A 24,821-nucleotide genomic window follows, 5' to 3' on the forward strand; every position below is an offset into this window, starting at 1 on the left:
CGCAAGCGGCGTCGACACAGGGAGGGACTCTGTGTCTGCAAGGCGATCTTCACAATAAAAATCCGGAGTAGTTCAGATGTCGTCTCGTGAGACTGGGAATGTAAAGTGGTTCAACGATGCCAAGGGTTATGGCTTCATTCAGCGCGAAGGTGGTGCGGATGTATTCGTCCACTATCGGGCGATCCGCGGTGAGGGGCATCGTACCCTGGTCGAAGGACAGCGGGTGGAATACGCCTGCGTGCAGGGCCAGAAAGGCCTGCAAGCCGAGGACGTAGTAGGCCTCTGAGCCTCATGCTGTAAGGCTTGTTGTGGGAGCTGGCTTGCCGGCGATCACCGGCGAAGCCGGTGCCAGGCACCGTGTTGCCTGCATCGCCGGCAAGCCGGGCTCCCACAAAGAATGCAGTGCATTCAGGTACGCCAGGTGATTTCCTCTTCACCGTCGGCACTGATGCGGACCCAGCGGTCGGCATCTTCTTCCCCATCCTCCTCCACCCAGCCACCCGGTGCGCAGCGCACTTCCACGCCCAGTGCGGCGAATGCGGCGCGGGCGCAGGCAACGTCATCGGCCCACGGCGTCTGGTTGCTTTCCAGGTACAGGCTGTTCCATTTCCCTACAGCCTTGGGTAACCAGGTGACCGGAATGTTACCGGCCTGGCATTTGAAGGTATGGCCTTTCTGCTTCCATTCGCTGCATGGGCCGATTGCCTGGGCGAGCCACTCGGCAATCTGCTTGTGGTCGACGTCGGCGTCCTTCAGGTAGATCTCGATATCAGGTTGGCGCATAAGGGCTCCGGGTGTGCTCAGTCTTGGCGCACGAAATAGTCATAACGCATGGAAACCGTGACCTCGAACGGCTCGGGCTGGTCGATCACCCGGGCACGCTTTTCGGCACTGGCACGCCAGCCGTGCGGGGTCATGGCCAGCAGGTCGGCGCGGGCCTTGGGCGCGGCCAGGCTCAGGCGGAACTCCAGGGTTTCGCTGTGGGCATGGGCCATGCCTTCTGGGACCAGGGCCAGGTGTTTGTCGTCGGCGTAAGGGCGTACTTCATCGTAGAGCACTTCGCGCAGCTCCATCAGGTGGCCGCTGGTGGGGCCGACCCGCATCAAGCCGCCGCCGGGGCTGAGCAGGCGCTTGGCCTCGGCCCAGTCCAGCGGGCTGAACACGCTGGCGATGAACTGGCAGCTGGCGTCGGCCAGCGGCACGCGGGCCATGCTGGCGACCATCCAGGTAACCTCGGGCGCGCGGCGGCAGGCACGCTTGACCGCCTCACGGGAGATGTCCAGGGCGTAGCCGTCGGCAGCCGGCAGGGCCTGGGCGATCTGCGCGGTGTAGTAACCCTCGCCACAGCCGATGTCCAGCCAGGCACCGGGCTGGCGCTCGGCGGCCAGCTCGGCCAGGCGGCGTGCCACCGGCGCGTAGTGGCCGGCGTCGAGGAAATCGCGGCGGGCTTCGACCATGGCCTGGTTGTCACCCGGGTCGCGGCTGTTCTTGTGCTGCACCGGCAGCAGGTTCAGGTAACCCTGGCGGGCGCGGTCGAAGCGGTGGCCGGCCGGGCACACCACACCGTTGTCGAGCCGGCTCAGCGGTGCCTGGCAAAGAGGGCAGGCGAGCATCAGGCGAGCAACCGGACCAGGGTCTGGTAATAGATTTCGGTCAGCAAATCGAGGTCGCTGGCCAGGATCCGCTCATCCACCTGGTGGATGGTGGCGTTGACCGGGCCGAGCTCGACCACCTGGGTGCCCATGGTGGCGATGAAGCGGCCATCGGAAGTACCGCCGCTGGTGGATGGCTGGGTGTCGCGGCCGGTGACGCCTTTGATGCTGGCCGAGACGGCGTCCAGCAGTTCGCCCGGTTCGGTGAGGAACGGCAGACCCGACAGTGCCCAGTCGATCGACCAGTCCAGTTCATGCTTGTCGAGGATCGCCGACACCCGCGCCTGCAGGCCTTCGACGGTCGACTCGGTGGAGAAGCGGAAGTTGAACAGTGCGGTCAGCTCGCCCGGGACCACGTTGGTGGCGCCGGTGCCGGAGTTGAGATTGGAGATCTGGAAGCTGGTCGGCGGGAAGAACGCATTGCCTTCATCCCAGTGCTCGGCCGCCAGTTCCGCCAGGGCCGGTGCGGCCAGGTGGATCGGGTTGCGCGCCAGGTGCGGGTAGGCCACATGGCCCTGCTTGCCGCGCACGGTCAGCTTGGCGCCCAGCGAGCCACGGCGGCCGTTCTTGACCACGTCACCCAGCAGGGTGGTGCTGGAGGGTTCGCCGACGATGCACCAGTCCAGGCGCTCGTTGCGTGCTTTCAGGCGCTCGACCACGGCCTTGGTGCCATGGTGGGCCGGGCCTTCCTCGTCGCTGGTGATCAGGAACGCGACCTTGCCGCGGTGGCCCGGGTAGTCCTGCACGAAGCGCTCGCTGGCAATCACCATGGAGGCCAGGCTGCCTTTCATGTCGGCGGCGCCACGGCCGCAGAGCATGCCGTCGGCGTCGATCAGCGCTTCGAACGGCTCATGCTGCCATTGCTGCACGGGGCCGGTGGGTACCACGTCGGTGTGGCCGGCGAAGCACAGCACCGGGCCATCCTGGCTGCCGTGGGTGGCCCAGAAGTTGTCGACGTCCTCGAAGCGCATTGGCTCGAGCTGGAAGCCCACGGCGCCCAGGCGGTTCATCATCTGCGCCTGGCAGTCGGCGTCGACGGGGGTGACCGACGGGCGGCGGATCAGGTCGCAGGCCAGTTGAAGGGTAGGCGAGAGCTCGGCAGGGGCCGTCATGGGGGACTCCGGGGCAAGGCAAGGCGGGGAAATCTGAGGGGCGTTATCTTATATCAAATGGTTTCAGGCGGCACGGCCCATTCGCGGGCACGCCCGCTCCTACAGGTACTGCACAGCTCTGAATGTCGGTGACAGACCTGTGGGAGCGGGCGTGCCCGCGAATGGGCTGCAAAGCAGCCCCGGCAATCTCAGGCCTGCTGCGCCTCGACGGCCTTTTCTCCAGGCTTGGGCAACGAAGACAGGAACGCCATCACCAGCGCAGCCACATAAGGCAACGACTGCACCAGCAACATCGCCACCCAGAAGCGCATGTCCGAGCTCGGCAGCCCCTGTACCAGGTAGATGCCCAGCGCTGCGCCCCACAGCAGCAACATGATGAACAGCTCTTCCCGCGCCTCGGAAATCGCCACCAGCAGGCCGTGGCTGTCGGCGTTCTTCGGTGTGCGGAAGAACGGCATGCTGCTGGTGAAGAACCCGTACAGCACCGCCTTGGCAATGGTATGCGACAGCGCCAGCCCGGCCAGCGCCGCAGCAAAGGCATCCTTCAGGTTCACCCCTACTGCGCGGCGGTAGAGGAAGATGATCTTGCCGACCTTGAAGAAGAACAGTGCCAGCGGCGGAATGGCAAAGATCATCAGCGGCGGGTCGACCCGGTGCGGCACGATGATCATCGCCGCCGACCACAGCAACGCGCCGATGGTGAAGAAGATGTTCATGCCATCGGCGATCCACGGCAGCCAGCCGGCCAGGAAGTGGTAGCGCTGGCCGCGGGTCAGCTCGCTGCCCTTGCCGCGCAGCAGGGCGCTGGCGTGGTGTTTGATGATCTGGATGGCGCCATAGGCCCAGCGGAAGCGTTGCTTCTTGAAGTCGATGAAGGTGTCGGGCATCAGGCCCTTGCCGTAGCTGTTGTGGGCATAGGCGGCCGACAGGCCCTTCTCGAATACCCGCAAGCCCAGTTCGGCGTCCTCGCAGATGCACCACTCGGCCCAGCCCAGCTCTTCCAGCACGCTGCGCCGGGTCATGGTCATGGTGCCGTGCTGGATGATCGCGTCACGGTCGTTGCGGGTGACCATGCCGATGTGGAAGAAGCCCTTGTACTCGCTATAGCACAGCTTCTTGAAGGCGCTTTCGTGCTGGTCGCGGTAGTCCTGCGGCGACTGCACCACGGCAATCTTCGGGTCGGCGAAGTGCGGCACCATGTGCTTGAGCCAGTTGCGGTCGACGCAGTAGTCCGAGTCGATCACCGCGATCACTTCGGCGTCCTTGGCGGTGTGCGGGATCAGGTAGTTCAGCGCGCCGCCCTTGAAACCGGCCAGGGGCGCGACGTGGAAGAACCTGAAGCGCTCGCCGAGCTTCTCGCAGTGGGCCTTGAGCGGCTCCCACACGGCCGGGTCCTTGGTGTTGTTGTCGATCACCAGCACTTCGTAGTCGGGGTAGTCCAGCGCGGCCAGGGCATCGAGGGTCTGTTTGACCATCTCCGGCGGCTCGTTGTAGCACGGCACATGCACCGATACCTTGGGCCGGTAGGCGCTGTCGGCCTGCACCGGCAGGAATTCGCGCCGGCGCTTGTGTATCCATACCGCCTCGGCCAGTTCGTGGGCCTCGGTCAGCAGCACGATGAACACGCCCAGCGCGCCGAGGGCCAGCAGCACGCCCACGGTCAGGCTGAACCAGGTGCTGTATTGCTGGCTGTAGTCGTAGGCGATCCATACCAGCACCGACCCGCACAGGAAGGTGATGAAGGTCAGGAAGGTGCGGCCGCGCTGGCGCAGGGCCGAACCGTCGATGAACAGCACCATCAGGGCAATCATCGCCAGCACCACCGAGGCCACCGCCAGGGCACGCCACTGCGGGATGGCCACTACCGGGCCGTCAAAGTTGAATTTTTGCTGGCGTTCGGCGTTGTACACGCCCCAGTAGGCGCCGACCGAGCCTTCGTCGCTGGCCTTCCACGGCTGGTCGTAGGCCTCGATGACGAAGTAATTGTAACCACGGCGGTTGAGGGTGTTGACCAGGGTACGCAGGTAGATGGCCTGGTCGGCCTGGGTGGCATCGGCGCCGCCGCGCATGCGGCCGTTGCTCGGCCAGCCGACTTCCGACAGCAGCAGGGGTTTGCGCGGGAACTGGTGCTTCAGTTCGCGGGCGCGGTCGAGCACGAACTCGACCGAATCCTTCATCGGCACGAACTCCCAGTACGGCAGGATGTGCGCGGCAATCAGGTCGACGTGCTTGGCCAGTTGCGGGTTTTCCTTCCAGATGTGCCATTGCTCACTGGTGGTCACCGGCACCTTGACCGCTGCGCGTACCCGGTCCAGGTACTTGATCAGGTTTTCCGGGGTGACTTCTTCGCGGAACAGTGCCTCGTTACCGACCACAACCCGCACCACGCTGCGCGAGGTGTTGGCCAGCTGGATGGCTGTGGCGATTTCGCGTTCGTTGCGCTCCAGGTCCGGGCTGATCCAGATGCCCAGCGTCACCCGCAGGCCGAATTCCTCGGCCAGGCGCGGGATATCCGCCTGGGTGCCCTCCACGGTGTAGATCCGGATGCTGTCGGTCAGTTTGCTCAACTGCTCCAGGTCCTGGCGCATCTCGTCGCCACTGGGGTACTGGCCCTTCTGCGGGCTTTCGCCTAGACGGAACGGTGAATACGAGAAACCAGAGATCTGTTCTGGCCAGGCGGGGGCGGAGACCGGGCGGTTGATCAGCGCCCAGAACCCGGTAAACAACGCGGCGATGGCCAGGACCACGACCAGGTTCAGGCCGAATTTACGTGAAGACATTGTCGTCCATATGTGTCGAAGTGATAGGACATTAAAGCAGGGTTGATAGTCTCTTTCCTAACGATGCAGGCCATGGGCCCGCTGGCATATAATGCGCGCCGGTTTTTTGGGGTATGAACATGAGCACAGAAGATCCACGCTTCGCCGGCGTTGCCCGGCTGTATGGCGACCAGGGGTTGCACCGTCTGGGCCAGGCCCATGTGGCCGTGGTCGGTATTGGCGGGGTAGGCTCGTGGGCGGCGGAAGCGCTGGCCCGCAGTGGCGTGGGCGAGATCACCCTGTTCGACCTCGACGACGTGTGCGTCAGCAACACCAACCGCCAGGCCCATGCGCTGGATGGGCAGGTGGGGCGGCCCAAGGTCGAGGTCATGGCCGAGCGCCTGCGGGCGATCAACCCGGCGTGCACGGTGCATGCAGTGGCCGACTTCGTCACCCGCGACACCATGGTCGAGTACATTACCGAGAACCTCGACTGTGTGATCGACTGCATCGACAGCGTCATGGCCAAGGCGGCGCTGATTGCCTGGTGCCGGCGGCGCAAGATCGCCATCGTCACCACGGGTGGTGCCGGTGGGCAGATCGACCCGACACAGATCCAGATCGCCGACCTGAACAAGACCTTCAACGACCCGCTGGCCTCGCGGGTGCGTTCCACCCTGCGCCGCGACTACAACTTCTCGCGCAATGTCAGCCGCAACTATGGCGTGCCATGCGTGTTCTCCAGCGAACAGTTGCGCTACCCGAAGGGCGATGGCAGCGTTTGCCTGCAGAAAAGCTTCGTGGGTGAGGGCGTGCGGTTGGACTGCTCGGGTGGCTTTGGCGCGGTGATGATGGTGACCGCGACCTTTGGCATGGTGGCGGCGAGCAAGGCGGTGGAAAAACTGGTAGCGGGGGCGCGGCGACCTTCGGAGCGGGTCAAGCCTGAATAGACCGCGTGGGCTTCTTCGCGGGCTTGCCCGCTCCCACAGGTACTGCATCTCTCTCCAGAAAGGTGAAGGTCCTGTGGGAGCGGGCGCGCCCGCGAAGAGGCCAGCACCGATTCAACGGTTGGACGCCAGCTCCGCCATCCGCTGCAACACCGCATGCAGCCCATTGCTGCGCGATGGCGAAAGCTGGCGCTCCAGGCCCAGCTGAGTGAACCACTCACGCAGATCGAGCCCGGCGAGCTCTTCACTGGCCAATCCCTGCACCCGCACCAGCAACAACGCCAGCAGCCCACGCAACAGGCGTGCATCGCTGCTGGCCTTGAACCGCCACAGGCCCTCGACCTGCTCGGCCACCAGCCATACCAGGCTTTCGCAGCCATGCACCCGGTTGGCCTCAGTCTTTTCAGTGTCAGCCAGCGGTTCCAGCCGGTCGCCCCACTGCATCAGCAGCCGTGCACGCTGCTCCCAGCCCTTGCCCTGCTCGAAAGCTTCCAGCGCCTGGCGCGCCTGATCCGGCAGGGTCATCGCAACAGCTCCAGGCCTTGATCCAGCGCCGCGAAGAAACGCTGCAAGTCATCGCTGTCGTTATACAGCCCCAATGACACGCGGATTGCGCCCTCCAGGCCCAGGCCCTGCAGCAGCGGCATGGCACAGTGGTGCCCGGCACGCACGGCAATGCCTTGCTCGGTCAGCAGGTGGGCGATGTCGGCGTTATGCACGCCGTCGATGACAAAACTGGCAAGGGCCGCCTGTGGCGTGCCCAGGATGCGCACGCCATCGCGGTCCGCCAGGCCACGCAGCAGGTACTGGTGCAGGCTGGTTTCATGGGCTTCGAGCGCCTGGGCATCGAGGCTGGCCAGGTAGTCCAGGGTTGCACCCAGGCCGATCACCCCGGCGATCGGCGGCGTGCCTGCCTCGAACCCCAGCGGCGCCGGGCGGAAGCTGGCGCTGTGGTATTCGGCCAGTTGCACCATCTCGCCACCGAACTGCCAGTGGTGCAGCAGGTCCAGCGCCTGGCTGCGGCCGTACAGCACACCGACGCCTTCCGGGCCGTACAGCTTGTGGCTGGAGAACACATAGAAGTCGCAGCCAAGCTGCTGCACATCATGGCGGCCATGCACCACGCCCTGGGCACCGTCGACCACGGTCAGTGCGCCTTGGGCGCGGGCATGGGCCAGCAGCGCCGGCAGCGGCTGCCAGGTACCCAGTACGTTGGACAGCTGGCTCACCGCCAGCACCCGGGTGCGCGGGCCGATCAGTTGCAGCGCCTGGTCCAGGTCGAGGCGGCCATGGGCGTCCAGCGGCAGCACCACCAGGCGCAGGTTGCGCCGGCGCGCCAGCTGTTGCCAGGGCAGCAGGTTGGCATGGTGCTCCAGGGCACTGACGGCAATTTCGTCACCGGCCTCGAAGCGGTGTTCCAGGCCATAGGCCAGCAGGTTCAGCGCCGAAGTGGCACCGTGGGTGAAGATGATCTGCCGCGAGTCTGCCGCATTGAGCCAGGCGGCAACCTTGTCGCGGCTGGTTTCGAAGGCCTGGGTCGCCAGTGCGCCGGGCAAGTGCTGGGCTCGGTGCACGTTGGCCGCGCCATGGCCGTAGTAATGGCTCAGGGCATCGAGCAGGGCTTGCGGCTTCTGGGTAGTGGCGGCGCTGTCCAGGTAGGTCTGGTGCTGCCGTTGCAGGGCGGCGATGGCGGGAAAATCGGCACGCCAGGGGGAGGGCTGAAACATGGTCGCGGGGCCTGGAATGAAAATCGGGTCTGGCGTGGTGCCAGACCCGATCTTAACATTTCAAACGCTGAGAATCCGCTGTTCGCGAGCAAGCTCGCTCCGGCAGCGGTTGAAGGGTTCTCAGTTGTGCGCGTGCAGCGCCTCGTTCAGCTCGATGGCCGACTTGTGGGTCTTGCACTCCACCGCGCCGTTCAGCGAGTTGCGGCGGAACAGCAGGTCGGTCTGGCCGGCCAGGTCGCGGGCCTTGACCACTTTGACCAGCTGGTTGTTCTCGTCCAGCAGGTTCACCTTGGTACCGGCGGTGATGTACAGGCCGGCTTCGACGGTGTTGCGGTCGCCCAGCGGAATGCCGATACCGGCGTTGGCGCCGATCAGGCAGCCTTCGCCAACCTTGATGACGATGTTGCCGCCACCGGACAGGGTGCCCATGGTCGAGCAGCCGCCGCCCAGGTCCGAGCCCTTGCCGACGAATACGCCAGCGGAAACGCGGCCTTCGATCATGCCCGGGCCTTCGGTGCCAGCGTTAAAGTTGACGAAGCCTTCGTGCATGATGGTGGTGCCTTCGCCGATGTAGGCGCCCAGGCGCACGCGGGCGGTGTCGGCGATACGCACGCCGGCCGGGACCACGTAGTCGGTCATTTTCGGGAACTTGTCCACCGAGAACACTTCCAGCAGCTCGCCCTTCAGGCGCGCTTCCAGTTGCAGTTCGGCGAGTTCGGCCAGGTCGACCGCGCCCTGGTTGGTCCAGGCCACGTTCGGCAGCAGCGGGAAGATGCCGGCCAGGCTCACGCCGTGCGGCTTGACCAGGCGGTGCGACAGCAGGTGCAGCTTGAGGTAGGCCTCTGGGGTCGAGGTCAGCGCGGCGTCTTCGGCCAGCAGGGTGGCGACCAGCGGCTTGTGGCTTTCGGCCAGGCGGGTCAGCAGGGCGGCCTGGGCGGCATCCACGCCTTTCACGGCTTCGGCCAGTTGCGCGGCCTGGGCGTTGCTGAAGGCGATGGCCTGGTTGCCACCTTGGTAACCGAGAACAGGGGCTACTGCAGCGACCAGTTCGGCGCTCGGGTTGAGCAGCGGTTGTGCGTAGAACACTTCCAGCCAGGCGCCCTGGCGGTTCTGGGAGCCGACACCGAAGGCCAGGCTGAACAGGGTATTGGACATGTGATTACCTCGTGCGAAATAGGGTAGGGGCTCAGGCCAGGGCAGCGGCGTACAGGTCGGGCTTGAAGCCGACCAGGGTACGCGCGCCAAGGTCGAGCACCGGGCGCTTGATCATCGACGGCTGGGCCAGCATCAGCTCGACGGCCTTGGCCTGGTCGAGGTCGGCCTTGCTGGCGTCGTCCAGCTTGCGGAAGGTGGTGCCGGCACGGTTGAGGATGACTTCCCAGCCGTGTTCGTCGCACCAGCGGTTCAGGCTGTCACGGTCGATGCCTTGGGTTTTGTAGTCATGGAATTCGTAGGCGATGGCCTGGTCTTCGAGCCAGGTACGTGCCTTTTTCATGGTGTCACAGGCTTTGATGCCGTAGAGCGTGTAGGTCATTTGTGTACATTGGGGATCACAGGCTGCCCCAATCTCTCCGTTTTCCGATTTCAGTCGCGGGATTATGCGGGAACGATCCTGTGAGCGCCACGGGTGTGCATGTCTTGGGTCTGGCAGTGTGTCGGAGACCGAGCGCCGCCCGCGCGGCGCATCGCCGGCAAGCCAGCTCCCACATCTGTTTCGGGCCAGTTATTTCTGCACCTCAGCCGCGCGAACCCTTAGTGCATGACTGAATTTTGGTGAGAAGCAGAAGCGATACCTTCAATATCGAAGGGAACAAACAAGGCGGGCAGCGGTAATTTCACAGAAGAGACTGGCCCGAAACAGATGTGGGAGCCGGCTTGCCGGCGATGCGCCGCGCGGGCGGCGCTCGATCTCAGCAGCCCCATAGCACTCAAGGCGTGTGCCTCCAAGCCGATGCGGCCCCGAGCCTGCGCCGTCATCAAGCCAAAGTATCATCATGTTACATATTCAACCGCCACCTGCGACTATCGTGCAGCGGCCCCGATTCCCCCATCGCCGCTAACATATTGTTTCAATGGCGATGTTTCGCCCTGTTGTCGTTTCTGGTTCACAAAGGAAGCTTTCCCGGATGCAGTCCGCCTACACCGTCCTCATCCTGCTGACGCTGGTCAGCGTGTCGAAGCTGGTCGGCCGCATGATTCCGCTGCCCTTGCCGCTGGTACAGATCGCCGCCGGCGCCTTGCTTGCGTGGCCGACACTGGGCCTGCATGTGGCACTGGACCCCGAGCTGTTCCTGTTCCTGTTCCTGCCGCCGTTGCTGTTCGCCGACGGCTGGCGCATTCCCAAGCGCGAGTTGTGGCGCATTCGTGGGCCGGTGGTGGCGCTGGCCGTGGGTCTGGTGCTGTTTACCGTGGTCGGGGCCGGTTACTTCATTCACTGGCTGCTGCCGAGCATCCCGCTGCCCGTGGCCTTCGCCCTGGCCGCAGTGTTGTCGCCAACCGACGCCGTGGCGGTTTCGGCCATTACCCAGGACCGCCTGCCCACCCCGCTGATGCACATGCTCCAGGGCGAGGCCCTGATGAACGATGCCTCGGGCCTGGTGACCTTCAAGTTCGCCCTGGCGGCGGCGATCACCGGGGTGTTCTCGCTGACCGACGCAAGCTTCAGCTTCGTACTGGTCGCCCTGGGCGGCCTGGCGGTGGGCGTGGCCCTGAGCTGGCTGATCGGCCGCCTGCGTGCCTGGATGATCGCCCGCGGCTGGGACGACCCGGCCACCCACGTGGTGTTCATGTTGCTGCTGCCGTTCGCTGCCTACGTGCTGGCCGAGCGCCTGGGCGTGTCGGGCATCCTTTCGGCGGTAGCGGCTGGCATGATGCAGAGCTGGCTCGACCTGCTGCCACGGCAGACCAGCACGCGCCTGCTCAACCGCAGCGTGTGGTCACTGCTGGAGTTCGCTTTCAACGGCCTGATCTTCCTGCTGCTGGGCCTGCAGTTGCCGGACATCATCAAGGCCGTGGTCAGCCATGAACCCACCGTCTGGCCGACCCTGGCCTGGCGCTGCCTGGACGTGGTGGCGATCTTTGTGGCGCTGATCTTGCTGCGGTTCATCTGGGTCCAGAGCATCTGGCGCTCGATCGGTGTGGTACGCCGCTGGCGCGGCAAGCCGGCGCTGGTGCTGATGCCCACGGCGCGCTCCTGCTGGTTGCTGACCCTGGGTGGTGTGCGCGGTGCGGTCACCCTGGCCGGTGTGATGTCGATCCCGTTGCTGATGGGAGCAGGCAAGGCCTTCCCGGAGCGTGACCTGCTGATCTTCATTGCGGCCGGGGTGATCCTGCTGTCGTTGATCAGTGCCTGTATCGCGTTGCCGCTGTTGCTGCGCGGGGTGACCAAGAGCCCGGACGAGCGCTTGCACCAGGAGGTGCAGGAGGCCTGGCGACGCACGGCCGAGGCGGCGATCCATGCGCTGGAGGCAGAGGAAGTGATCGACAGCAATGCGCCGCAGGATGCCGCGCAGGCGACCCTGGCGACCGAGTTGAAGGCGCGCTTGATGGCGGAATACCGCGATGAGCTGGATAGCTACAACGACAGTGCCGAGGCCAAGGCGCTGGCCGAGCAGATGGACCTGCTGGAGCGGCGTTTGCGCTTGCGGGCGCTGCGGGCGCAGCGGCTGGAGCTGTATGAGCTGCATCGCCAGCATCTGGTGGGGGATGAAGTGGTGCGGCAGGTGCTGGGTGAGCTGGATATGAGTGAAGCGAACCTAGGGTCAGTCAGGTAGACCGCAGGGGGCCGCTTTGCGGCCCTGTGGGAGCGGGTTTACCCGCGAATCAGGCGATGCGGTGCATGGCACCGGCTGTGCCGGTGTTCGCGGGTAAACCCGCTCCTACAGGTACTGCACAACACTCGAGAGTTGTACGGCCCCTGTCGAATCAGCGGTTTTGCAGGAACTCGCGAATCCGCTCCGCCGCCTCGATGCACTCGGCCAGCGGTGCAACCAGTGCCATGCGCACGCGCCCGGCGCCCGGGTTCACGCCATCCACTTCGCGCGACAGGTACGACCCCGGCACCACCGTCACATGCTGGGCCTCGAACAGGTCGCGGGTGAACTCGGCATCGCCGCCGGGTACCTTGGCCCACAGGTAGAAGCTGCCATCCGGTCGCTGCACGTCCAGCACCGGCTGCAGGATATCCAGCACGGCATCGTACTTGGCGCGGTACTGGTCGCGGTTCTCGCGCACATGCGCCTCGTCCTGCCAGGCAGCGATGCTGGCCAGCTGGGTTTGTACCGGCATGGCGCAACCGTGATAGGTACGGTACAGCAGGAACGGCTTGATGATCTCGGCGTCACCGGCGACGAAGCCCGAGCGCAGGCCCGGCAGGTTGGAGCGCTTGGACAGGCTGTGGAATACCACGCAGCGCTTGAAGTCGTTGCGGCCCAGTTCCGCACAGGCAGTCAGCAGGCCTGGTGGCGGGGCATCCTCGTCGAAGTACAGCTCGCTGTAGCACTCGTCGGCGGCAATCACGAAGTCGTGCTCGTCGGCCAGGGCAATCAGCTTCTTCAGGGTGTCCATCGGCACCAGTGCGCCGGTGGGGTTGCCCGGCGAGCACAGGAACAGGATCTGGCAACGCTTCCACACTTCAGCCGGCACGGCGTCGAAGTCGGGGTTGAAACCGTTGCTTTCCAGGCACGGCAGGTAGTGCGGGGTGGCACCGGCCAGCAGCGCTGCGCCTTCGTAGATCTGGTAGAACGGGTTGGGGCTGACCACCAGGCCGTCATCGGCGCGGTTGACCACGGCCTGGGTGAAGGCGAACAGCGCTTCACGGGTACCGTTGACCGGCAGGATGTGGCGGTCGGCATCCAGCCAGCCGGCCGGTACGCCGAAGCGCCGCTCGCACCACTGGCCGATGGCCTGGCGCAGGGCGGGCAGGCCGATGGTGCTCGGGTACACCGCCAGCTTGTCGAGGTTGTCGGCCATGGCCTGGGCGACGAACGCCGGCGATTCGTGCTTCGGCTCACCGATCGACAGGGCGATGGCGCGCTTGTCCGCCGCAGGTGCAACGCTGCCCAGCAGGGCGCGGAGTTTCTCGAACGGGTAGGGCTGAAGCTGGGTCAAGGCATGGTTCATCGGCGCAAGGTCTCGTCAATCGTCTAGTCGTTAAAAGGTCACGCGGGTGGGGCTGGCATCGCTGGCCTGGCCGGCCTGCAGCTGCTGGACGATGGCCTCCTGCAGGCGGCTGCACAGCTGTGGGTCGGACAACGGCTGGTTGTCGGCATCGGTGATGAAGAACACGTCTTCCACCCGCTCGCCAAGGGTGGCGATCTTGGCGTTCTGCAGCGACAGGTCGAACTCCAGGAAGATCCGCCCCAGCCGGGCCAGCAGGCCTGGGCGGTCGGGCGCGGTGATTTCGAGGATGGTCACCGGCCGCTGGGCATCGTTGAGGATGGTCACCTGTGGCGGGAAGTCGAAGTGCTTGAGCTGGCGCGGTACCCGGCGCTGGATGATGGTCGGGTAGTCCTCGGGGTTGCGCAGCGCTTCGGTCAGGCCGTCGCGAATCTGCTTGACCCGCTGCGGGTTGTCGCCGATCGAGCCGCCGTCGTTGTCCAGCACGATGTAGGTGTCGAGGGTGAACTGGCTGCTCGAAGTGATGATCCGCGCGTCATGAATGTTCAGGTTCAGCTGCGACATGGCCGCCACCGTCACGGCGAAGAAGTCGTGCTGGTCGGGGGCATAGATGAAGATCTGCGTGCCACCCTCGAACTCGCGCTGGGTGGTTTCCTTGATCAGCACCAGCGGCCCGCCATCGGCCGGCTGCTGGAGGATCGCGTCACTGTGCCAGGCCACGTCGGCAGCGGTGTGCTTGAGGAAGTAGTCATCGCCCAGCTGCGACCACAGCTGCTCGACGTCGTCCGGGTCGGTGCCTTCGCGCACCAGGATATCCAGCGCCGCCGATTGGGTCTGGCGAATCTGCTCCTCGCGGTCCAGCGGGTTTTCCAGGCCACGGCGCAGGGCGCGCTTGGTCTCGGTGTACAGCTGGCGCAGCAGGCTGGCCCGCCACGAGTTCCACAGGCTGGGGTTGGTGGCGTTGATATCGGCCACGGTCAGCACGTACAGGTAGTCCAGGCGTGTCTCGTCGCCCACGTGCAGGGCAAAATCGTTGATCACCTGAGGGTCGGACAGGTCCTTGCGCTGGGCGGTGGTCGACATCACCAGGTGGTTCTGCACCAGCCAGACGATCAGCCGGCTGTCCCAGGCCGGCAACTGGTGGCGCTCGCAGAACTTCTGCGCATCCACGGCGCCCAGCTCGGAATGGTCGCCCTGGCGGCCCTTGCCGATGTCGTGGTACAGGCCGGCCAGGTAGATCAGCTCGGGCTTGGGCAGGCGGCCCATGAGCTTGCTGGCCAGCGGGAATTTTTCGGACACCGGCGTGTATTGCAGCTTGCGCAGGTGCTTGATGAGGTTGAGGGTGTGCGCATCGACCGTATAGATGTGGAACAGGTCGTGCTGCATCTGCCCGACGATCAGGCCGAACTCCGGCAGGTAGCGGCCGAGGATGCCGTAGCGGTTCATCCGCCGCAGGTTGCGGTGGATGCCGATTTCGCACTTGAACAGCTCGATGAACAGGCTGGTGTTGCGGATATCGGTGCGGAAGGTATCGTCGATCAGGTGCCGGTGCTCGCGCAGCAGCCGCACGGTATCGGCGCGTACGCCCTTGATCTCGGGGTGCTGGGCCATCAGCACGAAGATTTCCAGCATGGCGAACGGCGTGCGCTTGAACACGTTCGGCCTGGCCGCTTCTATGTAGCCGTCATGCAGGCGGAAGCGCGCGTTCAGCGGCTGGGTTGTGCCGCTGTCGTCATCGGCGAGGATGACCTCCTCGAAGTGCTGGATGATCAGGTCGCACAGCTGGCTGATGCTCATCACCACCCGGTAGTACTGCTGCATGAACTGCTCGATCGCCCGCTTGGGGTTGTCGTCGCTGTAGCCCAGCAGCGCGGCGATGCTGCGCTGGTGGTCGAACAGCAGGCGATCCTCGGCGCGCCCGGCCAGCATGTGCAAGGCGTAGCGCACCCTCCACAGGAAGTCCTGGGACGAGGCCAGCAGCTCGTTCTCGCTTTCCAGCAGGAAACCTTCGCCGGCCAGTGCGTGCAGGTTGAGGGTGCCGTACTGGCGGCGGGCCACCCACAGCACTGTCTGGATGTCGCGCAGGCCGCCGGGCGAACCTTTCACATTGGGTTCGAGGTTGTACTCGGTGTCGTTGTACTTGTGGTGGCGGGCCTTGAGTTCGGCCCGCTTGGCCAGGAAGAAGTCCTTGCTTGGCCACATGTGCGCAGTGCTGGTCACCTCCAGCATGCGCTGGCGCAGGGCCTCGGGGCCGGCAATGGTGCGGCTTTCCATCAGGTTGGTGATGACCGTCAGGTCGGCACGGGCCTGCTCGGCGCACTCGTCGACGGTGCGCACGCTCTGGCCCACTTCCAGGCCGATGTCCCACAGCAGGGTGAGAAACCGCTCGATGGCATCGCGATACTGCTCGTGTTCGGCAGCATCCAGCAGGATCAGCAGGTCGATGTCCGAATGCGGGTGCAGCTCGCCGCGCCCGTAGCCACCCACCGCGACCAGGGCGATGCCGCTCTGGTCGCCCCAGTCGAACTGGTTCCAGGCCTGTTGCAGGATGTTGTCGACGAGCCAGGCGCGGGCCTCGATCAGTGGGCGGATTTCGCTGCCACTGCGAAAACGCTTGTCGAGTACCTCGCCAGCCTGGCGGATGGCTTTCTTGAAGGCGGCGATGGGGCTCGCCTTGAGGGCCAGTTCCGCCTGGAACTGGCCGCGGTCGAACAGCTCGGGGTCCACCTGGGGCATCGCGTCACGTTCCTGTCGTGGGGGTGGCCTGTGGGAGTGCGGTCAGGCCGAGGTGCGCGGGATGGTGTCGTCCTTGCGCAGGGTGAAGATCTCGTAGCCGGTCGCGGTCACCACCAGGGTGTGCTCCCACTGGGCCGAGAGCTTGCGGTCCTTGGTGATGGCGGTCCAGCCGTCGCCCAGCACCTTGGTGTCGGCCTTGCCCTGGTTGATCATCGGCTCGATGGTGAAGGTCATGCCTTCCTTCAGCTCCATGCCGGTGCCCGCGCGGCCATAGTGCAGGATCTGCGGCTCTTCGTGGAACACCTTGCCGATGCCGTGGCCGCAGAACTCGCGCACCACCGAGAAGCCGTTCTTTTCAGCGTGCTTCTGGATCACTTCGCCGATGTCGCCCAGGCGGCAGCCCGGCTTGACCAGTTCGATGGCCTTGTACATGCACTCCTGGGTGACCTTGGACAGGCGCTCGGCCCATACTGGCACGGTGCCGACGTGGAACATGCGGCTGGTGTCGCCGTGGTAGCCGTCCTTGATCACGGTGACGTCGATGTTCAGCGTATCACCGTCCTTGAGCGGCTTGTCGTTGGGGATGCCGTGGCAGACCACATGGTTGATCGAGGTGCAGATCGACTTCGGGTAGCCCTTGTAGTTGAGCGGTGCCGGGATGGCCTGCTGGACGTTGACGATGTAGTCGTGGCACAGGCGGTCCAGCTCTTCGGTGGTGACACCGGGCTTGACGTGTTCCTCGATCATTTCCAGCACGTCGGCGGCCAGGCGGCCAGCGATGCGCATCTTCTCGATGTCTTCTGCGGTCTTGATGGTGACGGTCATTACAGGCTCTCTACAGCGCCGTGCACGGCGCGAACAAACGGGAAAGGCCGGATTCTAGCAGAGCAGGGCGCCGATCGGTCGGCATACGGATGGAGAATTGGGACTGCTGCGCAGTCCATCGCCGGCAAGCCAGCTCCCACAGGAATCGTATTACGCTTGTGGGAGCTGGCTTGCCGGCGATGGGGCGCGCAGCGGCCCCAACTGCTCTGAAAGCTGCCATCCATGAACTGGCATTCTGGCGCGAAAGCCGGGGTGCTGCAAAAACCGCTGACGGACGCAACAGTATTCGGGTTCCGTTCGGCCGCGGTCTGTGGTATAAAATGCGCCGCTTTCGGGGACGACCCCGTCAGCACTTAACCCACACACGTGTCGACACGATGACCTGGGTGCCCCGAGTTGCAGAATTCGCGGGTTGGTCATTGGGATACGTGGAGGCCCAACCCGACTTATCAAGGAACTATCATGTCCCAAGTCAACATGCGCGATATGCTGAAGGCCGGTGTGCACTTCGGCCACCAGACCCGTTACTGGAACCCGAAAATGGGCAAGTACATTTTCGGCGCGCGTAACAAGATCCACATCGTCAACCTGGAAAAAACCCTGCCAATGTTCAACGACGCTCTGTCGTTCGTAGAGCGCCTGGCCCAGGGCAAGAACAAGATCCTGTTCGTCGGCACCAAGCGTTCCGCCGGCAAGATCGTCGCCGAGCAAGCTGCTCGTTGCGGTTCGCCGTACGTTGACCACCGTTGGTTGGGCGGCATGCTGACCAACTACAAGACCATCCGCGCTTCGATCAAGCGTCTGCGCGACCTGGAAACCCAGGCCGAAGACGGCACTTTCGCCAAGCTGACCAAGAAAGAAGCCCTGATGCGCTCCCGCGACCTGGAAAAACTGGATCGCAGCCTGGGCGGCATCAAGGACATGGGCGGTCTGCCAGACGCTCTGTTCGTTATCGACGTTGATCACGAGCGCATCGCGATCACCGAAGCCAACAAGCTGGGCATCCCGGTTATCGGCGTTGTCGATACCAACAGCAGCCCGGAAGGTGTTGACTACATCATCCCAGGTAACGATGACGCCATCCGCGCTATCGAGCTGTACATGACTTCGATGGCTGACGCAGTCATCCGCGGCCGTAACAACGTTGCCGGCGGCACCGAAGTTTACGCTGAAGAAGCGGCTGCACCTGCTGCCGAGTAATTAGACGCTAGCGTCGACTTGGCACGCAAAAAGGGGGCTCTGCCCCCTTTTTGCCACCTTGAAATCCTGCTGTCAGCATCGGCCCCGCATCATGGGCTCGCTGAGATAAACACAGCGGATTTGCAGAATTGAACGCCCGTGACGAACGGGTGGAATGGTTGAAAAACTTTCCAAGAGGATTTTGAAATGGCAGCAATTACTGCAGCGCTGGTCAAAGAACTGCGCGAGCGTACCGGCGAAGGCATGATGGATTGCAAGAAGGCCCTGGAAAAGGCCGGCGGCGACATCGAAAAAGCCATTGACGACATGCGTGCCTCGGGCGCCATCAAGGCCGCCAAAAAGGCTGGCAACGTCGCTGCTGAAGGCGCTATCGCCGTCAAGACCGACGGTAAATCCGCCGTCCTGCTGGAAGTGAACTCGCAGACCGACTTCCTGGCCCTGCAAGACGACTTCAAGAACTTCGTTGCCGACAGCATCGAAGAAGCCTTCGCCCAGAAGCTGACCGACGCTGCTCCGCTGATCGCCTCGCGTGAAGCTGCTCGTGAAGCCCTGGTTGCCAAGTGCGGCGAGAACGTCAACATCCGTCGCCTGGTGCGCGTTGAAGGTGACGTTGTCGGTGCCTACCTGCACGGCAACAAGATCGGCGCTGCCGTTGTCCTGAAAGGCGGCGACGTCGATCTGGCCAAGAACATCGCCATGCACGTTGCAGCTTCGAACCCTGAGTTCCTGCTGCCGTCGGAAGTATCGGCCGAAGCCATCGAGCGCGAGAAGGGCGTCTTCCTGCAGCTGAACGCTGACAAGATCGCCGGCAAGCCGGAAAACATCGTCGAGAACATGATCAAAGGTCGTATCTCGAAGTTCCTGGCCGAAGCCTCGCTGGTCGAGCAAGCCTTCGTCATGAACCCGGAAGTCAAGGTTGGCGAGCTGGCCAAGAAAGCCGGTGCTGAAATCGTTTCCTTCACCTACTTCAAAGTAGGCGAAGGCATCGAGAAGCCAGTCGACGACTTCGCTGCTGAAGTTGCCGCTCAGGTAGCTGCTGCCAAGCAGTAAGACAGCCCCGTCTGTCGCCCCGAAGAGGCTGCCCGCTCACGCGCGCAGCCTCTTTGTCAAAACGGCGAAGGGTTTATAAAACCTGCCGCCGCTGGCACCAAAACGGTGCCACGCTACAGTTAGCAGGCTGCAAACAGCCCGCACGAATTTTCTAAAAGTACGCCGCAGGAGAGACTCGCAATGGCTCAGCAGGTGAGTGGTCGCCAACCTCGCTATAAACGCATTTTGCTCAAACTTAGCGGCGAGGCCCTGATGGGCTCGGAAGACTTCGGGATCGACCCGAAAGTGCTGGATCGCATGGCCCTCGAAGTTGGCCAGCTGGTAGGGATCGGTGTCCAGGTCGGCCTGGTGATCGGTGGTGGCAACCTGTTCCGCGGTGCCGCGCTCAGCGCAGCCGGCATGGACCGCGTCACCGGTGACCACATGGGCATGCTGGCCACCGTGATGAACGGCCTGGCCATGCGCGACGCGCTGGAGCGCTCGAACATCCCGGCCCTGGTCATGTCGGCCATTTCCATGGTCGGTGTCACCGATCATTACGATCGTCGCAAAGCTATTCGCCACCTCAACTCCGGGGATGTGGTAATTTTCTCCGCCGGTACCGGCAACCCGTTCTTCACCACCGACTCCGCGGCCTGTCTGCGCGCCATCGAAATCGATGCCGACGTTGTGCTGAAAGCGACCAAGGTCGATGGTGTGTACACTGCCGATCCATTCAAGGACCCGCATGCCGAGAAGTTCGATCACCTGACCTACGACGAGGTCCTGGATCGCAAGCTGGGTGTGATGGACCTGACCGCAATCTGCCTGTGCCGTGACCACAAGATGCCATTGCGGGTATTCAACATGAACAAGCCTGGCGCCCTGCTGAACATCGTGGTGGGTGGCGCTGAAGGTACTCTGATCGAGGAAGGCCAAGCATGATCAACGACATCAAGAAAGACGCGCAGGAGCGCATGACCAAGTCCCTCGAGGCCCTGGCCCGCAACCTGGCGGCAATCCGCACCGGTCGCGCCCACCCGAGCATCCTGGACAGCGTCAAGGTCCCGGCCTGGGGCAGCGAGATGCCGCTGAACCAGGTGGCCGCGATCACCGTCGAAGATGCCCGCACCCTGAAGATCGTCGCCCACGACAAGAACCTTAGCGCCGCCATCGAGAAGGCCATCCTCACCTCCGACCTGGGCCTGAACCCGTCCAGCGCCGGCACCACCATCCGTGTGCCGATGCCGGCCCTGACCGAGGAAACCCGCAAGGGCTACACCAAGCAGGCCAGCGGCGTTGCCGAGGATGCCAAGGTAGCCGTGCGCAACGTGCGCCGTGACGCCCTGGCCGACCTGAAGAAGCTGACCAAGGACAAGGAAATCAGCGAAGACGAAGAACGTCGCGCCGCTGACGAGATCCAGAAGCTGACCGACAAGTACGTTGCCGAAGTCGATGCCGCCTTCAAAGCCAAGGAAAAGGACCTGATGGCCGTCTAAGGCCGGGGTTTTTTAATGGAAAAGACCAAGCCAGCGGCGCCGTCCTCGGTGCCGCGTCATGTCGCGATCATCATGGATGGCAACAACCGCTGGGCGAAAAAGCGCCTGTTGCCCGGCGTTGCCGGGCACAAGGCGGGTGTCGACGCCGTTCGCGCGGTCATCGAAGTCTGTGCCGAGTCCGGGGTCGAGGTGCTGACCCTGTTCGCCTTCTCCAGTGAGAACTGGCAGCGTCCCGCCGAAGAGGTCGGTGCGCTGATGGAGCTGTTCTTCTCGGCCCTGCGCCGCGAGGCCAAGCGCCTCAACGAGAACAACATCAGCCTGCGTATCATCGGTGACCGTTCGCGTTTCCATCCCGAGCTGCAAGCCGCCATGCGCGAGGCCGAGGCGCTGACCGCCGGCAACAACCGCTTCATTCTGCAGATCGCGGCCAACTACGGTGGCCAGTGGGACATCGCCCAGGCCGCCCAGCGGCTGGCGCGGGAAGTGCAAGCCGGGCACCTGCGCCCGGAAGACATCACCCCGGGCCTGCTGCAGACCTGCCTGGCAACCGGCGAGCTGCCGCTGCCGGACCTGTGCATCCGCACTGGTGGCGAGCACCGCATCAGCAACTTCCTGTTGTGGCAGCTGGCCTACGCCGAGCTGTATTTCTCCGACCTGTACTGGCCGGACTTCAAACACGAGGCCATGCGCAACGCCCTGGCCGATTTCGCTTCGCGCCAGCGCCGCTTCGGTAAGACCAGCGAGCAGGTCGAGGCTGGAGCTCGTGCTTAATGCTTAAACAACGCATCATTACCGCGCTGATCCTGCTGCCGATCGCGCTGGGTGGCTTCTTCCTGCTCAATGGTGGGGATTTCGCCCTGTTCATCGGCTTCGTGGTGACCCTCGGCGCCTGGGAGTGGGCGCGCCTGGCCGGGCTCATGGCCCAGCCACTGCGCATCGCCTATGCCGTGGTCGTCGCCGGAGCGCTGATGTTGCTGTACATCCTTCCGGAGCTGGCGCCTTGGGTGCTGGGCGCTGCGGTGATCTGGTGGGGGTTGGCCACCTGGCTGGTGCTTACCTACCCGCGCAGCAGCGAGCTGTGGGCCAGTGCCGCCTGCCGGTTGCTGATCGGCCTGCTGGTATTGCTGCCGGCCTGGCAGGGGTTGGTGCTGCTCAAGCACTGGCCGCTGGGTAACTGGCTGATCCTGTCGGTCATGGTGTTGGTGTGGGCTGCCGATATTGGCGCGTACTTCTCCGGCCGTGCCTTCGGCAAGCGCAAGCTGGCGCCTCAGGTCAGCCCTGGCAAGAGCTGGGAAGGCGTGTATGGCGGCCTGGCGGTCAGCCTGGTGATCACCCTGGTGGTCGGTATCAGCCGCGACTGGGGCTTCGGCCAGATCCTGCTGGGCCTGCTGAGTGCCGCGCTGGTGGTCATGTCTTCGGTGGTCGGTGACCTGACCGAAAGCATGTTCAAGCGCCGTTCCGGCATCAAGGACAGCAGCAACCTGTTGCCCGGCCATGGTGGGGTGCTCGACCGCATCGACAGCCTGACTGCGGCGATCCCGATTTTCGCCGTGCTGCTGTGGGCTGCCGAATGGGGTGTTATGTGAGCCGCCCGCAGCGTATTACCGTGCTCGGGGCCACCGGCTCCATCGGCCTGAGCACGCTGGATGTCATCGCGCGTCATCCCGACCGCTACCAGGTGTTCGCCCTGAGTGGCTATTCGCGTATCGACGAATTGCAGGCCCTGTGCGTGCGCCATCGCCCGGCATTCGCCGTGGTGCCGAGTGCCGAGGCGGCCGCGCGACTGCGCGAAAGCCTGGTAGCGGCGGGCTGCGCCACCGAGGTGCTGGAAGGCGAGGCCGGGCTGTGCCAGGTGGCTTCTGCGTCGGAAGTGGACGCAGTGATGGCGGCCATCGTCGGCGCCGCCGGCCTGCGCCCCACCCTGGCGGCGGTCGAGGCGGGCAAGAAGGTGTTGCTGGCCAACAAGGAGGCGCTGGTGATGTCCGGCGCGCTGTTCATGGAGGCGGTGCGGCGCAGTGGCGCCGTGCTGCTGCCGATCGACAGCGAGCACAATGCGATCTTCCAGTGCATGCCCGGCGACTACGCGCGCGGCCTGAGTGCCGTCGGCGTACGCCGGATCCTGCTCACCGCCTCCGGTGGCCCGTTCCGCGAGACCCCCGTCGAGGCGCTGCTGGATGTCACCCCGGAACAGGCCTGCGCGCACCCCAACTGGTCCATGGGGCGCAAGATTTCCGTGGATTCGGCCAGCATGATGAACAAGGGCCTGGAGCTGATCGAGGCCTGCTGGTTGTTCGATGCCGCACCGGCCAAGGTCGAGGTGGTGGTGCACCCGCAGAGCGTGATCCACTCCCTGGTGGATTATGTCGACGGTTCGGTGCTGGCGCAGTTGGGTAACCCGGACATGCGCACACCCATTGCCAACGCCCTGGCCTGGCCCGAGCGGATCGATTCCGGGGTGGCACCGCTGGACCTGTTCGCCATCGCCCGTCTGGATTTCCAGGCGCCCGACGAACAGCGCTTCCCTTGCCTGCGCCTGGCGCGGCAGGCTGCCGAGGCCGGCAACAGCGCACCGGCCGTGCTCAATGCGGCCAACGAGGTTGCGGTCGAGGCATTTCTCCAGCGGCGTATCCGCTTCCCGGAGATCGCGGGTATGATCGAACAGGTGCTCGATCAGGAGCCCGTCGTACCGCTGCCGTCGCTGGACGCGGTGTTCGCCGCCGACCAGCGTGCCCGGGAGCTTTCCCGTGAGTGGCTGAGGCGTCACGGTCGCTGATGCAGGCCCGCCACGGTTCACGAGGGGGCTGGGCATGATGCCAGCCCGCTGAACATCATTCGGAGATGGATATGACAGCGCTCTACATGATTATCGGCACCCTCGTAGCCTTGGGTGTACTGGTCACTTTCCATGAATTTGGCCACTTCTGGGTGGCACGCCGCTGCGGTGTCAAGGTGCTGCGCTTCTCGGTGGGCTTCGGCACGCCGCTGCTGCGCTGGCATGACCGCCATGGCACCGAATTCGTGGTCGCTGCGATCCCGCTGGGTGGTTACGTCAAGATGCTCGACGAGCGCGAGGGTGACGTGCCGCCGGCGCTGATCGAGCAGTCGTTCAACCGCAAGTCCGTGCGCCAGCGCATCGCGATCGTCGCGGCGGGCCCGGTTGCCAACTTCCTGCTGGCCATCCTGTTCTTCTGGGTGCTGGCGATGCTGGGTACCCAGCAGATCCGCCCGGTGATCGGTGCGGTCGATGCGGGCAGCCTGGCAGCATCGGCAGGCCTGACCGCAGGTCAGGAAATCGTCTCCATCGACGGCAAGCCGACCAATGGTTGGTCTGCAGTCAACCTGCAACTGGTTCGCCGCCTGGGCGAGAGCGGCACCCTGCAGGTTGGCGTGCGTGAAGAGGGCGCCAGCGCCGAGCGCCAGCTACAGGTGAAGTTGGACAGCTGGCTCAAGGGTGCCGACGAGCCGGACCCGATCCAGTCCCTTGGGCTGCACCCTTGGCGCCCGGCGATCGTGCCGGTGTTGGCCGAGATCGATCCGAAGGGGCCGGCTGCCGCTGCGGGCCTGAAAACCGGTGACAAGCTGCTGGCCCTCGATGGCGTGGCAGTGAGCGAATGGCAGCAGGTGGTCGATGCCGTGCGGGCCCGCCCGCAAGCCAAGGTTGTGGTGCGTGTCGAGCGCGATGGTGCTGCGCTGGACGTCCCGGTCACCCTGGCGCGCAAGGGCGAGGGCAAGGCGGCCGGCGGCTATCTTGGCGCCGGGGTAAAAGGTGGCGAATGGCCTGCCAACATGCTCCGCGAAGTCAGCTACGGCCCGCTGGATGCGGTGGGTGAGGGCTTGTCACGCACCTGGAACATGAGCGTCCTGACCCTTGAATCGCTGAAGAAAATGCTGTTCGGGGAGCTCTCGGTAAAAAACTTGAGCGGACCGATAACCATTGCTAAAGTGGCGGGCGCTTCAGCCCAGTCCGGCGTGGGGGATTTCCTGAATTTCCTGGCCTACCTGAGCATAAGCCTGGGGGTTCTTAACCTGCTGCCCATCCCGGTTCTGGATGGGGGGCATTTGCTGTTTTACCTGGTCGAGTGGGCGCGCGGTCGTCCGCTGTCGGATCGGGTGCAAGGTTGGGGGGTCCAGATCGGTATCAGTTTGGTCATAGGGGTGATGTTGCTCGCCCTGATCAACGATCTGGGTCGACTATAAAGCTTCGCTCAATTGCGAAA

Annotated in this window: 22 protein-coding genes; 11 read left to right on the forward strand and 11 right to left on the reverse strand. The window is 64.3% G+C overall.

The window, feature by feature from the left end; translation table 11 throughout:
* The first annotated feature begins 76 nt into the window (after positions 1-76).
* Positions 77-286 (forward strand): cold-shock protein, encoded by a 210-nt coding sequence (locus ABX298_RS16395; protein ID WP_003252255.1) that lies wholly within the window; start codon positions 77-79, stop codon positions 284-286.
* A gap of 122 nt (positions 287-408) precedes the next feature.
* Here ABX298_RS16395 and ABX298_RS16400 read toward each other — a convergent pair whose 3' ends face one another.
* The 4 genes from ABX298_RS16400 to ABX298_RS16415 form a co-directional block, all read right to left on the reverse strand.
* Positions 409-783 carry a hypothetical protein gene (locus ABX298_RS16400; RefSeq protein WP_286101163.1) on the reverse strand — a complete coding sequence of 125 codons (375 nt, stop codon included), beginning with the start codon at positions 781-783 and terminating at the stop codon, positions 409-411.
* A 17-nt stretch (positions 784-800) separates the two neighbouring features.
* Positions 801-1,613: a putative RNA methyltransferase gene (locus ABX298_RS16405; RefSeq protein WP_025337963.1), complete on the reverse strand. Its 813-nt coding sequence runs from the start codon at positions 1,611-1,613 to the stop codon at positions 801-803.
* Positions 1,613-2,764 carry a succinyl-diaminopimelate desuccinylase gene (gene dapE, locus ABX298_RS16410; RefSeq protein ID WP_075043973.1) on the reverse strand — a complete coding sequence of 384 codons (1,152 nt, stop codon included), beginning with the start codon at positions 2,762-2,764 and terminating at the stop codon, positions 1,613-1,615. The genes ABX298_RS16405 and dapE overlap by 1 nt, the downstream gene beginning before the upstream one ends.
* Before the next feature lie 188 nt (positions 2,765-2,952).
* A complete protein-coding gene (locus tag ABX298_RS16415) occupies positions 2,953-5,544 on the reverse strand; it encodes a glycosyltransferase (RefSeq protein ID WP_367393351.1) in 2,592 nt (863 codons plus the stop codon).
* A gap of 119 nt (positions 5,545-5,663) precedes the next feature.
* On the opposite strand from ABX298_RS16415, the gene tcdA reads away from it, so the two are divergent.
* Entirely contained in the window at positions 5,664-6,473 is an 810-nt protein-coding gene (tcdA, locus tag ABX298_RS16420) for a tRNA cyclic N6-threonylcarbamoyladenosine(37) synthase TcdA (protein ID WP_162276773.1), read from the forward strand.
* Between the two features lie 111 nt (positions 6,474-6,584).
* On the opposite strand, the gene ABX298_RS16425 is transcribed toward tcdA, so the two are convergent.
* The 4 genes from ABX298_RS16425 to ABX298_RS16440 form a co-directional block, all read right to left on the reverse strand.
* A complete protein-coding gene (locus ABX298_RS16425) occupies positions 6,585-6,995 on the reverse strand; it encodes a SufE family protein (RefSeq protein ID WP_085587668.1) in 411 nt (136 codons plus the stop codon).
* Entirely contained in the window at positions 6,992-8,197 is a 1,206-nt protein-coding gene (locus tag ABX298_RS16430) for a cysteine desulfurase (protein WP_367393352.1), read from the reverse strand. Before ABX298_RS16430 ends, ABX298_RS16425 begins: the two co-directional genes overlap by 4 nt.
* Before the next feature lie 120 nt (positions 8,198-8,317).
* Positions 8,318-9,352, reverse strand: coding sequence for a 2,3,4,5-tetrahydropyridine-2,6-dicarboxylate N-succinyltransferase (gene dapD / locus ABX298_RS16435; RefSeq protein WP_025337969.1), 1,035 nt, complete (start codon positions 9,350-9,352; stop codon positions 8,318-8,320).
* A 31-nt stretch (positions 9,353-9,383) separates the two neighbouring features.
* Positions 9,384-9,731, reverse strand: coding sequence for an ArsC family reductase (locus ABX298_RS16440; protein WP_075043977.1), 348 nt, complete (start codon positions 9,729-9,731; stop codon positions 9,384-9,386).
* A gap of 592 nt (positions 9,732-10,323) precedes the next feature.
* Between ABX298_RS16440 and ABX298_RS16445 the strand changes: the two genes are divergently transcribed.
* Positions 10,324-11,970, forward strand: a complete 1,647-nt coding sequence (locus ABX298_RS16445) for a Na+/H+ antiporter (protein WP_013971247.1) — start codon at positions 10,324-10,326, stop codon at positions 11,968-11,970.
* A 151-nt stretch (positions 11,971-12,121) separates the two neighbouring features.
* Here ABX298_RS16445 and dapC read toward each other — a convergent pair whose 3' ends face one another.
* The 3 genes from dapC to map are packed head-to-tail and all read right to left on the reverse strand — an operon-like array spanning position 12,122 to position 16,876.
* A complete protein-coding gene (dapC, locus tag ABX298_RS16450; protein WP_085664592.1) occupies positions 12,122-13,318 on the reverse strand; it encodes a succinyldiaminopimelate transaminase in 1,197 nt (398 codons plus the stop codon).
* Between the two features lie 30 nt (positions 13,319-13,348).
* Positions 13,349-16,051 (reverse strand): [protein-PII] uridylyltransferase, encoded by a 2,703-nt coding sequence (locus ABX298_RS16455; RefSeq protein ID WP_075043980.1) that lies wholly within the window; start codon positions 16,049-16,051, stop codon positions 13,349-13,351.
* Between the two features lie 42 nt (positions 16,052-16,093).
* Positions 16,094-16,876: a type I methionyl aminopeptidase gene (gene map / locus ABX298_RS16460; protein WP_025337973.1), complete on the reverse strand. Its 783-nt coding sequence runs from the start codon at positions 16,874-16,876 to the stop codon at positions 16,094-16,096.
* 462 nt (positions 16,877-17,338) lie between these two features.
* Between map and rpsB the strand changes: the two genes are divergently transcribed.
* The 8 genes from rpsB (at position 17,339) to rseP (ending at position 24,801) form a co-directional block, all read left to right on the forward strand.
* Entirely contained in the window at positions 17,339-18,076 is a 738-nt protein-coding gene (gene rpsB, locus ABX298_RS16465) for a 30S ribosomal protein S2 (RefSeq protein ID WP_003252287.1), read from the forward strand.
* 186 nt (positions 18,077-18,262) lie between these two features.
* Complete coding sequence (gene tsf, locus ABX298_RS16470) at positions 18,263-19,126, forward strand: translation elongation factor Ts (protein ID WP_013971250.1); 864 nt, start codon at positions 18,263-18,265, stop codon at positions 19,124-19,126.
* Positions 19,127-19,306: 180 nt separating this feature from the next.
* Positions 19,307-20,050 carry a UMP kinase gene (gene pyrH / locus ABX298_RS16475; protein ID WP_003252294.1) on the forward strand — a complete coding sequence of 248 codons (744 nt, stop codon included), beginning with the start codon at positions 19,307-19,309 and terminating at the stop codon, positions 20,048-20,050.
* Positions 20,047-20,604, forward strand: a complete 558-nt coding sequence (gene frr, locus ABX298_RS16480) for a ribosome recycling factor (protein ID WP_025337974.1) — start codon at positions 20,047-20,049, stop codon at positions 20,602-20,604. Before pyrH ends, frr begins: the two co-directional genes overlap by 4 nt.
* Before the next feature lie 15 nt (positions 20,605-20,619).
* Positions 20,620-21,375 carry a polyprenyl diphosphate synthase gene (uppS, locus tag ABX298_RS16485; RefSeq protein WP_015269194.1) on the forward strand — a complete coding sequence of 252 codons (756 nt, stop codon included), beginning with the start codon at positions 20,620-20,622 and terminating at the stop codon, positions 21,373-21,375.
* Positions 21,375-22,190 carry a phosphatidate cytidylyltransferase gene (locus ABX298_RS16490; RefSeq protein ID WP_013971253.1) on the forward strand — a complete coding sequence of 272 codons (816 nt, stop codon included), beginning with the start codon at positions 21,375-21,377 and terminating at the stop codon, positions 22,188-22,190. Before uppS ends, ABX298_RS16490 begins: the two co-directional genes overlap by 1 nt.
* Positions 22,187-23,377 (forward strand): 1-deoxy-D-xylulose-5-phosphate reductoisomerase, encoded by a 1,191-nt coding sequence (gene ispC, locus ABX298_RS16495; protein ID WP_085587678.1) that lies wholly within the window; start codon positions 22,187-22,189, stop codon positions 23,375-23,377. The genes ABX298_RS16490 and ispC overlap by 4 nt, the downstream gene beginning before the upstream one ends.
* A gap of 71 nt (positions 23,378-23,448) precedes the next feature.
* Entirely contained in the window at positions 23,449-24,801 is a 1,353-nt protein-coding gene (gene rseP / locus ABX298_RS16500; RefSeq protein ID WP_085587702.1) for an RIP metalloprotease RseP, read from the forward strand.
* The last annotated feature ends 20 nt before the right edge of the window (positions 24,802-24,821 follow it).

This window comes from Pseudomonas sp. X4, assembly GCF_040784925.1.
GTDB classification, from domain to species: Bacteria; Pseudomonadota; Gammaproteobacteria; order Pseudomonadales; family Pseudomonadaceae; genus Aquipseudomonas; species Aquipseudomonas putida_Z.